Source organism: Algibacter mikhailovii (assembly GCF_014651495.1).
Classification (GTDB): domain Bacteria; phylum Bacteroidota; class Bacteroidia; order Flavobacteriales; family Flavobacteriaceae; genus Algibacter_E; species Algibacter_E mikhailovii.
Window position 1 is genome coordinate 370,070 of record NZ_BMWZ01000001.1, and the last position, 12,083, is coordinate 382,152.

The following is a 12,083-nucleotide window of genomic DNA, read 5'->3' on the forward strand; positions in this document are numbered from 1 at the left end:
AATAAATGTAAATGAACGTTAGAAAATTGAAGGATTATTTTTTTTTATAAACTATTCCAGTTTTTAAATTTTACCGATTGCCTGCTAGATACTTCAACTTTTTCTCCAGTAGTTAATATAATTTGTAATTTATTATTGAAGTATGGATGAATCTCTTTAATGTAATCTATATTAATCATTTGACTTCGATTAACACGGAAAAAGACTTTAGGATCTAATTTCTCTGCTAGTAAATTTAAAGAACGCTTTATCATCGCTTTATTCGAGCCAAAATAAAGACGTGCATAGTTTTCTAAAGATTCAATAAAATGAATATCTGTTAGCGGAATAAAATGACATTTTTCACCATCTTTTATAAATATCTTTTGATGCATTGGTATGTTTGTAGGCTCTAATTTTACTCTTTTAGATAATTCTACCTTTACCTTTTCAATGGTTTTAGAAAAACGTTCATCTCGCAGCGGTTTTACTAAATAATCCAACGCATTCATCTCAAAAGCTTTTACAGCATATTGGTCATAAGCCGTTGTAAAAACGACATCTGGTACATTTGTTAATTCTTCTAATAAATCAAATCCAGATTTACCAGGCATGTGAATATCCAAAAATAAAATATCTGGTTGTAATTTTTCAATTAAAGGTATAGCCGCATCTACATGACTTGCTTCACCAATAATTTCAAACTCTTGATGTTTTTCTAATGCACGTTTTACTTCTTCTCTCGCTAAACGTTCGTCATCAATGATTATGGTTTTATATTTTTTCATGGTCTATATGCATTGGAATTATTATTTCTGCACAGACAAGTTCATTTTCTTTCGCTGTTAAACTAAAACTAGCGTGACCTTTATATTGAATTTCCATGCGGTTTTTTAGGTTTTTCAGACCTAAACCAACACTATTATGTTGATTAATTACTCCAGGATTTTCAACTATAATATGAAGGTCGCTATTCTTCTTTTTAACTTTCAAGAAAACAACGCCACCTCCAACTTTTAAGTCGATTCCATGTTTAATTGCATTTTCTACTAGCAACTGAATACTTAGCGTAGGAATTTTATAATTAATTACTTCGTCATCAATATTGGTTTTTAGTTGAAGTCGTTCTTCAAAACGCATTTTTTCTAATTCAATATAATCATAAACTAAAGCAAGTTCATTTTTAATAGATATTAAACCTTTGTCTTTTTCATACAATGATGAACGCAATAAATCTGATAATAAATCAATTGCTCTTCTTGCAACGTTAGGATTTTCGATTACCAATGATTTAATAGAGTTTAAGGAGTTGAATAAGAAATGTGGATTTAATTGAGCCGATAAATTATCTAATTGGGCTTGTTTAGCTATTAACGATAATTGAGCGTTTTCTTTAGCCGTAACAACTTCTTTTTGATAGTAATGATACAAATGATACGCCAATATCCAAATAGACATTAGTCGAAGTCCTGTTAGTAAAATTGGATCCCAGTAAATTATGGCTTCAAGGAAATTTTTACCCTCGCCTGCAATAAAAGTCCAGTACGCATACCATTTTAAATTGTTTATTAATACATATAAAACAGCTAATAAAATAATAGTAGGTACTAAACGGATTAGTAAATTTTTTATAGGTAAACTACTCCATTTTGCTTTCAAAGCAAATAGTCTGTACATATGTGTTAAAAATATTCCTATAGAAATGTCTAATACATAATTTAACAACGTATAAAAAATCCCGTAATTATCTCTTGTATATACTGTATAAGCCCAATAAACTGAAACAATACTCCATCCAAATAATTGACATTTCCAATATAGAGATAACCTTGTTTTATTATTATTTATTTTATTGTTGATATCCATTCTTAAGCAAAGCAACGAAATACTTTTAAATAGTGAAAGGAAAAATACAGGAACGTAAGATATGAGGTTTAAATGTTATTTATAAAAATTATATTCCATTCCACACACATTACGCTTCCCTCCTACGTCGTCGAATAAAAAGTGTTTATTCACAAGGCTAATATTGTTTTAGAGGAGTTCATGCATCTCGCATACTCGATGTCATTAACATTACAGAAGAAACTTTTAGAATAAATTCATTCAAGAAATTTGTAGTAACAACTTAGCCCCCGCTAAAACCCGCTCAAAAACTAAAAGAATTATTAGCCCCACTATTGTTATGACGTTACCAAAGCCCTAGTTGAAAATACTATAAAAAAACAATCTGAGCGATTCTCAGCGATTCATTTTCATAACCGCTGGCAAACGCTAGATTGTTCTATAAAATAAATTGGTTCTGCAGCTCATTAACGCGCAGATTCATAAAACGGAAATTTTACCAGTCCTTTTATGCTTTAGTGAATTCGCCATTAACCAGCCTCCAAATGTTTAGCGGGTTATCGTCTTTTAATTCTTCTGGTAACAATACTTTTGGATAACTCTGAAAGCATATCGGTCGTACAAATCGTTTAATGGCATTGGTGCCTACAGAAGTAGATTGCGGTGCCGTAGTTGCTGGATAAGGCCCTCCATGAACCATGGCGTGACAGACTTCAACACCTGTAGGATACCCGTTAACCACTACGCGTCCAACTTTTAATTCTAAAACATCAATCAAGTCTTTATGTTCCTCGAAGTCTTCGTCTGTTCCAAATACCGAAGCGGTAAGATGCCCTTTCAAACTTTGTGCTGCTTCTAATAAATCGGCTTTGTTAGTCGCTTCTACCAAAACACTCGATGGTCCAAAATTTTCTTCTGCCAAAGACGCATTCCTTAAGAAATTCTCAATAGATGTTTTGAATATTCTTGAAGTCCCACTATTAGGAGATTCTGGGTTTAAGCCAGCAGCAAAATCATCAACCTCATTAATTTCTAAAGTTCTGGAAACCCCTGCATCATAGGATTGTTTTATACCAGGGGTCAACATGATACCGGCAGGAAATTCACTTACTTTGTTTTTAATTGCTGTTTTATAGGATTCTAATGCATCTGATTTTTGAGCAAATACCAAGCCCGGATTAGTACAAAACTGACCAACACCTAAGGCGACAGAATCTGCCATACCACCAGCAATTTCTTCACCTTTTTGTTTCAAAGCTCTTGGCAGAATAAAAACAGGATTGGTACTTCCCATTTCAGAAAATACAGGAATGGGTTCAGGACGGTTATTGGCAAGTTTAAATAACGCTATTCCTCCGGCATGTGACCCTGTAAAGCCTACCGCTTTAATATCTGGGTGTTTAACTAAAGCCTCCCCTACAGCTATCGAATTGCCATGAATTAGCGTAAATGTACCTTCCGGCATATCACATGCTTTTATAGCTTTCTGAATTGCTTTATCTATCATATCTGCAGTACCTGGGTGTGCTGGGTGCCCTTTAACCACAACGGGACAACCGGCGGCTAATGCCGACGCCGTATCGCCTCCAGCTGTTGAAAATGCCAACGGAAAATTACTAGCACCAAATACAGCTACTGGACCAAGTGGTATTAGCATATGGCGTATATCTGCTCTTGGCATAGGATTTCGTTCTGGAAGTGCCGTATCTATTCTGGCATCTACCCAAGACCCTTCTCTGACTACAGTGGCAAACAATTTCAACTGATTCATCGTTCTTCCGCGTTCGCCTTGTAATCTGCCTAAAGGGAGACCCGTTTCTAAATGACAACGTTCTAATAGTGCATCACCGAGATTTAATATTTCATCAGCAATTTGATCTAAAAAATTTGCGATACTCTCCTTATCTTTTTTTCGATAGCTATTAAATGCAATGGATGCTTTTCTTACGGCTTCATCAACACCTGCTGCTGTTGCGTTTATAAATTCACCATCCAAAAGTTCGTTTGTTGATGGATTAGTGGCTTGAAATGTTGTATTTGTACTCATCTGTGTGTTTATTTAATTTCTTCTGTATTTATTTTATTTATTAGCGTGTAGCTGGTCTATCTATTTTCATTAATCCCACCATACTTCACCATCTTCTAAGTTTTCTTTCACCGCTTCTTTATTAAGCTTTATTCCCAAACCTGGTCCATTTGGTACCTCTACAAAACCATTTTTACATATAGGCCCGTCATGAATTATCAGGTCATCCATCCATCCGCCATCCAAGAAAAAGGTCTCACAGGCCAGGTAATCTCTAATTGAGGACGCCCAGTTGATTGTTGCCATAGTATTCACAATACTTCCAGAGTTATGGTTGGCTGTAGGTATAGCGTGCAGATCGGCCATATCAGCCATGCGTTTGTTTTCCAAGAAACCACCGGAGTTTCTAAGGTCCGGATGAATTATATCTAGGGCTGAATTTTCAATGAATGGCATGGCCTCTGACCTTCGCATCCAATTTTCACCTGTACAGATAGGCACTGGTGATGATGTCGTAAGGCGTTTCCAAGCTTCAGAATATGGAATGGTTAGCGGGTCTTCAAGAAATACTGGTTTTATAGGCTCTAGGCCTTTAGCAAAATCAATGCCCGTTCGTACGTCAAAATCCCAGTGACAACCTATTAAAATATCATGCTCCCATCCCAGAGCATCACGTGCATTTTCATAACCTTCAATTAAATCTCTAAGCTCTTTGCTAGACAATAAGCGGTTTGAAGGATCGTAACCCACATCATTACTAGCATTAGATCGAGGGACTCCAAACTTATGCATGGTCATTCCATTTGGACGTTCCATGACTTCATCGGCCCAATCTTTACAAGCTATTTTATCATTGTAGTCTACCGGCGTATGATGGTCATACATGCGCACGCGGTCTCTAAATTTTCCACCTAATAAGGTATGGGAAGGGACATCTAAGATTTTGCCGGCTAAATCCCAAAGCGCCATTTCAATGCCACTCATGGCCCGTTGCTGTGCATGGGCACTTCCATCAGTATAACGGTATCCCGTATAAAGGCGGTCTATCTCTAAAGGATCTTTACCAATAAAAATAGCCTTCAATCCATGAATGGCTTCTTTAACACCTAAACCCGGAGAGCCATACGCTTCGGCAATTCCAAAATGCCCTGAATCGGTTTCTACCTTTACAAGGATGTAGTTCCTCGCTTTTTTCATGTAAGCACTACTCTTCCCTTTAATAACCATCGTCTTGATATCGGTTATTTTGACTTTACCGCGTTCAGAAGCCATTAAGGTTTGAAACGGAAAAAACATGACCGCAGCCGATAGCCCTGTGAACGATTTAAAAAAGGTACGGCGTGATTGCTTTTCTTGTCTCATTATTTTGATATTTAATTATATAACAACAGTTTTATGTTCTACTCGCTTTGAAACACTTTCATAAATGGACCTTGCCATTGATACGATTTATCCGCAATGATTAAATCATGTTCTTTTTCCGAATCGTTATCATTTAACGCTAGAATGACTTTCAATTTTTCAGTATCTACAAGTACATCAACCGCTATATAATTGGCGTCTTGATACACAATTTCTAATGTCTTAATACTACCATATGGATTTGTAACAATTTCCCTAGTTAAACTTTTTGAGCCATGTGGTTCTACTATAGATACAAAAGTATGGTTTTTAGCCGCTTTTTGTCGAATTATAAATGAAGGGTCCGGACGTAAATTGAATTCTGGATCGTTAGCCCCTAGCCTGCATAATAGAAATTCGGTATTACTGTCGGCTATTGTCGTTATGGTATAAAATCTGCCATCATTTAACCAGGTAAACTTGGCCTGAGCATCCTTTGTTTTTCCTTTACCTAAAAGCCATAAATGTTGGTATCCATTTTTATCACCTAAAGGTTGTAATTGATTTGTCATGACTTTATGGTCAAATGTAATATTCATAATTTCCCCTTTGTAATGAAACGGCAAATCTAATTGATGTTTTAAATCCGATTTTATATTAAAAATATCTAACACAAAAGGTTTTAAAAGTCTGCTATCTGTAATCATTGCAAAGGTTCTATGCATTTGTATGCCAGGATAGGCATTGTTTTCTTTTGCGCTTATAACCTGATGAGTATCTTGAGAGTCATCATAAAAGTACAGTTCAGAATGGTATTTTGACGAGACATTTATATCACCATTGAATTGAGACTTTTCGTCAACAACAAGCGTATTATGCGCTATGGTTTGTTTTGCCCAAGTGGTGTTTTCAGGTAAATACCGCCCGCCTCGTTTTGTGATGACCGCGACCCAACGTGATGCACCATAATCTTGTAAAATTTCATTGCCATTATCGTATAAAGCTTGACCCAGTTTGTCATAGTGCCCATGGGCTAAGCCATGCGATGTATATCGCATAATTTGACACAATTGGTCTGAGGAAGGTCCCGATCTTAAAATCGCAACACCACCTTGTTTACCATCAGCACCATCACCTAAATTTATAGACTTCCAAGTAAAAGGTATGGCCTTGTTTTCTGATACATGTTTCGCTACTTTAAAACCGCCTTCACTAAATACCACTTGATTTTGCTTGATGGCAACATCTAATAATTGCGGATCCTCATCATAATTCTGGTAAACAATATCTAGCGCTAAAGTTAATTCTGGCGAAGTAAAATCCATACCTTTTAAAGCATCATTAAAAGGAAAAAACGCACCATCTGTATAGGATAGTTGTAAGGCGGTGTACAACGCTTTTTTCAAAATGGCATCGCGGTATTCAAAAATTTTAATACTAGGATCGTTGTTTTCAATGGCTTGCGCCATCAGCATAAATGGCCAAATTGAAAACCTTTGATAATAAGGTCCTTCTGTAAAAAAACCATCAGGAGAAAACAAATTATCCAATTGCATGTAGTACCCTGCAGGTCTGTTTTCATCAAACCCCTTTAAAGCGGGGTCATTATAATCTACGGTTTTGAAGGTTTCTAATGTTTTATCTATTTCAGCCCCATACAACGCTCGTTTTATCAACACATCATCTTTCAAAACATACCCTGTTAATCCTACGGCTGCATTCAACCAAATGCCATGGTTGTGCACTCTGTTAAACATTTTTGGAGAGCCAACAGATAAAAAGTCGCCCATATTTTTAAGTACGTTTTGTTTTACGCGTGCTCTTTCTTCATCAGTAAATAAGTAATACACGCAATCATAGGCTTGAGCAACATGAATTAACCACATAGCATCATTGAGGCCTTGCCAAAATAGTTTTCCCGGAGAATATGATTTTCCATTTGGATGCAGTCCAAGCGTTGGGATTAATTCAGCATAACCTAACAGCATATCTTTTACATAATTTCCATATTTCGCATCGCCTAAAACCTGAAACAACATACCTGCACGGTACATTGTTAAATAATTTCTCTTATGTTTTTCATGGGTATACCCTCCCGAAGGATCTTTAGGTATTGGAAAGTCCTTTGCTTTCAAAATTTCAGCATCCACATCACCTTTCATGTCTTGGATTGAATGATCAATCAATGGATATTTACCTAAATTATTTTTAATTAGGGCCATACCCTTTGCCGTGGAAACTAAGTTGGGATGTTCTAAAAGAGCATTACCATCTGAAGCAACCTTTGGCTGATCTTGGCAAGCTGTAGTGGCTACCATAATCAACAGCACCAGAAACAGGTGTATTGTATTGTGAATTTTTGCTTCAAACATATAATGATACATTATTTTTTATTCAACACTGGACGCATTATGTATAGGTTTATCTCGCCAGTAATTTGCTATTGCAGATCCTGAAATATTCATCCATTTTCCAAAAACAATAGGCGCTAAAGCCGCATTGGCGCTTCCCAAAGCCTCTAGAGCCAACCCCATGCCTAAACCACCATTTTTGAGCGCAACTTCTATAGATAACGTTCTACTATCCTGAATTGATAATCCCAAAGCCCTACTTCCATAGTATCCAAGAATAAAGCCTAAGGTATTATGTATTGCAGAAGCCGCAACAAGCAATAAGCCTACGGCCAACAATTTATCTCTATTTAAGGCCACAACAATGGTGACGAATAATAAAATAGAGAACATCGATAGGCTTGGCAAGATTCTATCCATCCAATCCTCTGGCCCGTTAAACCTTTTAACCAACACTTTGGTTAGTGATACCACGGCCGTTAAAACCAATCCTAAAATTAATCCTGGTTTTAAAATGCTTAGGCCTTCTGGAAAGGGCACCGAAATTACCACGAGAAGTAGCAGGACCACAAGTAATACAATACCTAAAACATGGCTGTCTTTTTTCAACCAAGGGACATTGCCATATAATATCTTGTTACATACCAAACCAGCCGCAATAGGTACTATAATTAGATTAAAACTAGATAGCATCATTTTCAGGAATGAAATCTCTATAAATTGACCTGCCAATAATTTCATTAAAAGTGGCGTCACAATAGGTGTAATAATTGTTGTTATGGTTGTTACGCTTACCGATAAGGCAACATTTCCCTTTGCTAGAAACACCATAACATTAGAAGCAGCCCCTCCAGGGCAACAACCAATAAGTATAATGCCTACCGCTATTTCTGGAGAAAAATCAAACATACTAACCACCAACAAACCAAGTATAGGCATAATGGTAAACGCCATTATAGCTCCTAGAATAATGCCTTTAGGCTGCTTTAATTCCGCTTTAAAATCGCTCACACTTAACTTGGTTCCCATGCCAAACATAATAAGTTGAAGCATAGGAATTACCAATACTTTGGTATTAAAACCCCAATGAGTAAACAGGAACGGATAATACATGGCGGCAATTAAAAAGGCAAACACCCAAAATGTGAAAGACATGGGTTTGAATGTACTATTTACATAGCCATAGAGCGCTAAACCAATAAAACCAGCTAACATGGGTAATCCTGCAGAAGCCGTATTTCCAGTAACAATTAAACCCAGTGTAATTATAAATATTGTGAGTATTATTCCTAAAATTAATTTTGATAACATACTGATATTTCAATATTTATATGATTACTGAAAGCAAATTAACTAAATAAAGACATCAAAACCAAGCTACTTGTAATATATTTTAACAGGTTAAACAAAAAACACATAATTGCCTCTTGATATTTCGTATAAAATGCGTATTATTGTCAATAATATAGTTTGTATGGCATTCAAAATTATACAGATGTAATCATTAATTACATGTTGTTTTGAATTCATTTAGCGAACGTTAAAATTCATTTTAAGCATGACACCTTCTACTAAAGCACAGTTACTAAAAACCAGCACGCCTACAATTGCTACCATTTTATACAAATTAGGTTTAAAAAATCAGTTTATTCAGGGGGTTAAGCCCCTAGCCTCTGGGAAACCCAATATGGTAGGTGAAGCTTTCACTCTACGTTATATACCAGCACGAGAAGATTTAAATCCCATCACGGTTTTTAGAGATCCTAAGCATCCGCAACGCGTGGCCGTGGAGCAATGTCCAGAAGGTGCTGTTTTAGTCATGGATAGTAGAAAATCGGCCAGAGCCGCTTCTGCAGGGTCAATCTTAGTTACTAGACTTATGGTGCGGGGTGCAGCTGGGGTAGTCACTGATGGCGGATTTAGAGACTCCGGTATAATTGCAAAACTCCCATTTCCGTCGTTTCACAAAACACCTACAGCACCTACAAACTTAACGCTGAATCAAGCTTTAGATATCAATGTTCCTATTGGATGTGGTGATGTAGCCATTTTTCCCGGAGATGTTGTTGTAGGCGATGATGATGGGGTCATGGTCATACCAGCACATCTTGCGGACAAAGTTGCTGAAGAAGCCAATAAAATGGAAAGTTATGAAGCTTACGTTACAGAGAAAGTTTTGGAAGGCCGACCAATTATTGGACTCTATCCATTAACCTCTGAAGACAATATTAAAGATTTTGAAAATTGGAAAGCTGAAAACGAACAGTAACCCTAGGCATAAATTATCGTCTATTCGGTTTGAACATCCATAATGCGTTGCTTAATTTTTGAAATGTGATAACGCATGGCAAATCTAGCCGCCTCTTGATCTTGAATTTCAATAGCATCAATTATTCTTTGGTGCTCTTCTAAGACTTGATTATTTCTCTCTGGAGAGATTTTACTTTTAACACGTTCTCGAGATAATTCTTGACCAATAGCCATAGTCTTACGCAATCCAATATGAAGGTTTTCTAACAATTGCACAAATATGTCATTATTAGTGGCTTGTGCTATTCCAATATGAAACTCGTAATCTGCTTGAATGGATAAATTTGACTCTTCAAAGTCTTTACGCATGGCTAATTGTGCATTTTTAATCACTACTAGCTGTTCTGGAGACCGGCGCAATGCAGCCAAAGCCGCAGACTCTGCTTCTAGTGCAATCCTAACTTCATGGCTTTCTAATATATCGGAAACATCTTGAGCTGATACATACTTACTGAGGTCTTTTAAAGGGCTATCTAACACAAAGGTCCCAATGCCTTTTTTAGTAGCCACCAAATCTTCTTCTTGCAATTTTAAAATAGCCTCTCTAACAATAGGCCTAGACACTTGAAATGATTTACAAAGCTCATTTTCAGAAGGTATCTTATCCCCTTCTTTTAAGATTCCAGAAATTATCCAATCTAGCAGTTGATCATGCAATTGATCTGCCAATTTAACTGAATTCTTTGGCCTTATTTTTATATTCATAGTTCCCTTTGCGTTAATTGCAATATAGTAAATTCCTTTGAAAAGATTTTAGAGGTTGTATTCAATTCATGGGCATTCCACTATACGCATAGAACCGCATCGTAAAAGGCTGATCTGTGTAACTTTAATTTTTAATCCTTTTTAAATATTGGACAACGGTTAGTGTATGTGTAGTGGCGAACTTCAGAGCTGTTCACTATCAAACAGAGAAGGTTTTTATACTAGCCACAAACCTTAATTTATTATACTTAATCGCCATTACGTATGACACCTTGTTAGCACACGTTATCCATTTGAAACTATCACTAAACCAAAACACAACAGGTTAATCTTTAATTTACCTTTTTAATAAATTTTGTTGCATTGTAGCCCTCAACATTATTGCGTACTTCATCGCTAGGTCCGTAGTGGCGCATGATTACATTAAATTTCCCGGTCGTATTTCCTTCTCTTATAGGAATATTGTTTGGCATATTATCACAACCGAATCGAACAGTGATTGATCCATCTTCGTTGATGTCCGGATCAAGTTCACTAGAAACATTAGCCACATCATTAAACATATAACCATTGGCATTATAAACAGTGATAGACCAAAAGAATTTGTCCATTGGATCTAGGAAAGTCATTTCATAACACCCTTCGATATCCAGGTAACCAGTTGATTGATAAATATTATCAACCACCATGGCACCACCCCATCCACCGGCTGCGCCAATATAATTCATATAGGTTGTTTGGCCTGTTTCTTTACTTCCAAAAGCTTTGGATTGGTCATAGCCTTTAACGAATACAGCATTTCCTTCTTCTTCCAATTCTTTGAAGCTTTCCATATCCCATTCCTTCATAACAAAAGGCTTGTTACTCTCTGCTTCTATTAAGAGGTTTCTTCTGGCATTGTCTTCAAGAGCCCTTACTATCACAAAGGCATGCTCGGTCTTTGCAGTAATCTTGTGTTTTCCGGGTCCATAGATCATAGGTTGGGTTTCGTGATTTTCATCAATAATTTGAATACTTACATATCTTTCTGTCTCTGGAATGGTAATAAAAGCATCTTCTGACACATCCATAACTGCAGATGAATAATAAGTATCTCTATTCATTCTTACTACTAGCTGCTCTTTCGGATTACTACTCGGCCTAGGCATTTCAATAAGCTTATTTACTCCACCTGCTCTCTCTACGATCGCTCCCATACGCAAATAGCTGTAGGCGGTAGGGAAATTTTCCTGAGTTACAATTATTGGAGAGGACTTTTCATTTGTTGATTGATTTGAATCTTTTTTCCCAATAGAGTTGCAGGACATCAACATTCCTAATGCAAGTGTTCCTATTAAAATACGATTAAATAGTTTCATTTTTCTATGTATTATTATTGATTAATGTTTGCCAACGTTTATGTATAAGATTAGTTGCGGTTATGTGTGCGAGGATTTTCCGAAGGAAAATCAGACGTAACAAAAGCGCAACTACCTTTGTTTAAGCCTAAAATAAGCAATTAATTTTATACGTTGTTGGCAACTGTA

General features: G+C 36.5%; 9 protein-coding genes. 1 reads left to right on the top strand and 8 read right to left on the bottom strand.

The genetic code is table 11. From position 1 onward, the window contains the following. Window positions 1-44 precede the first annotated feature (44 nt). From IE051_RS01665 to IE051_RS01690, 6 genes are all read right to left on the bottom strand, one after another. Complete coding sequence (locus IE051_RS01665) at window positions 45-767, bottom strand: LytR/AlgR family response regulator transcription factor (protein ID WP_189358845.1); 723 nt, start codon at window positions 765-767, stop codon at window positions 45-47. Beyond that, the gene (locus IE051_RS01670) at window positions 754-1,845 is read right to left on the bottom strand and encodes a sensor histidine kinase (protein ID WP_189358847.1); all 1,092 of its coding nucleotides are present in this window, start codon (window positions 1,843-1,845) and stop codon (window positions 754-756) included. The genes IE051_RS01665 and IE051_RS01670 overlap by 14 nt, the downstream gene beginning before the upstream one ends. Window positions 1,846-2,332: 487 nt before the next feature. Next, window positions 2,333-3,871: an aldehyde dehydrogenase (NADP(+)) gene (locus IE051_RS01675; protein ID WP_189358849.1), complete on the bottom strand. Its 1,539-nt coding sequence runs from the start codon at window positions 3,869-3,871 to the stop codon at window positions 2,333-2,335. Window positions 3,872-3,940: 69 nt separating this feature from the next. After that, complete coding sequence (locus IE051_RS01680) at window positions 3,941-5,212, bottom strand: mandelate racemase/muconate lactonizing enzyme family protein (RefSeq protein WP_189358851.1); 1,272 nt, start codon at window positions 5,210-5,212, stop codon at window positions 3,941-3,943. Between the two features lie 38 nt (window positions 5,213-5,250). Next, window positions 5,251-7,563, bottom strand: a complete 2,313-nt coding sequence (locus IE051_RS01685) for an alginate lyase family protein (protein ID WP_189358853.1) — start codon at window positions 7,561-7,563, stop codon at window positions 5,251-5,253. Window positions 7,564-7,581: 18 nt separating this feature from the next. Continuing rightward, the gene (locus tag IE051_RS01690) at window positions 7,582-8,853 is read right to left on the bottom strand and encodes a bile acid:sodium symporter family protein (RefSeq protein ID WP_189358854.1); all 1,272 of its coding nucleotides are present in this window, start codon (window positions 8,851-8,853) and stop codon (window positions 7,582-7,584) included. A gap of 247 nt (window positions 8,854-9,100) precedes the next feature. Between IE051_RS01690 and IE051_RS01695 the strand changes: the two genes are divergently transcribed. Continuing rightward, window positions 9,101-9,811 (top strand): ribonuclease activity regulator RraA, encoded by a 711-nt coding sequence (locus IE051_RS01695; protein ID WP_189358855.1) that lies wholly within the window; start codon window positions 9,101-9,103, stop codon window positions 9,809-9,811. A gap of 20 nt (window positions 9,812-9,831) precedes the next feature. Here IE051_RS01695 and IE051_RS01700 read toward each other — a convergent pair whose 3' ends face one another. Beyond that, window positions 9,832-10,557 carry a FadR/GntR family transcriptional regulator gene (locus tag IE051_RS01700; protein ID WP_189358856.1) on the bottom strand — a complete coding sequence of 242 codons (726 nt, stop codon included), beginning with the start codon at window positions 10,555-10,557 and terminating at the stop codon, window positions 9,832-9,834. Window positions 10,558-10,889: 332 nt separating this feature from the next. Beyond that, entirely contained in the window at window positions 10,890-11,864 is a 975-nt protein-coding gene (locus IE051_RS01705; protein ID WP_189358857.1) for a DUF1214 domain-containing protein, read from the bottom strand. Window positions 11,865-12,083 lie beyond the last annotated feature (219 nt).

Excerpts from the sequence above, each read along its gene's own strand:
- IE051_RS01675 (WP_189358849.1), bottom strand. The coding sequence starts at position 3,871 with ATGAGTACAAATACAACATTTCAAGCCACTAATCCATCAACAAACGAA.
- IE051_RS01680 (WP_189358851.1), bottom strand. The coding sequence starts at position 5,212 with ATGAGACAAGAAAAGCAATCACGCCGTACCTTTTTTAAATCGTTCACA.
- IE051_RS01690 (WP_189358854.1), bottom strand. The coding sequence starts at position 8,853 with ATGTTATCAAAATTAATTTTAGGAATAATACTCACAATATTTATAATT.
- IE051_RS01665 (WP_189358845.1), bottom strand. The coding sequence starts at position 767 with ATGAAAAAATATAAAACCATAATCATTGATGACGAACGTTTAGCGAGA.
- IE051_RS01670 (WP_189358847.1), bottom strand. The coding sequence starts at position 1,845 with ATGGATATCAACAATAAAATAAATAATAATAAAACAAGGTTATCTCTA.
- IE051_RS01700 (WP_189358856.1), bottom strand. The coding sequence starts at position 10,557 with ATGAATATAAAAATAAGGCCAAAGAATTCAGTTAAATTGGCAGATCAA.
- IE051_RS01695 (WP_189358855.1), top strand. The coding sequence starts at position 9,101 with ATGACACCTTCTACTAAAGCACAGTTACTAAAAACCAGCACGCCTACA.
- IE051_RS01685 (WP_189358853.1), bottom strand. The coding sequence starts at position 7,563 with ATGTTTGAAGCAAAAATTCACAATACAATACACCTGTTTCTGGTGCTG.
- IE051_RS01705 (WP_189358857.1), bottom strand. The coding sequence starts at position 11,864 with ATGTCCTGCAACTCTATTGGGAAAAAAGATTCAAATCAATCAACAAAT.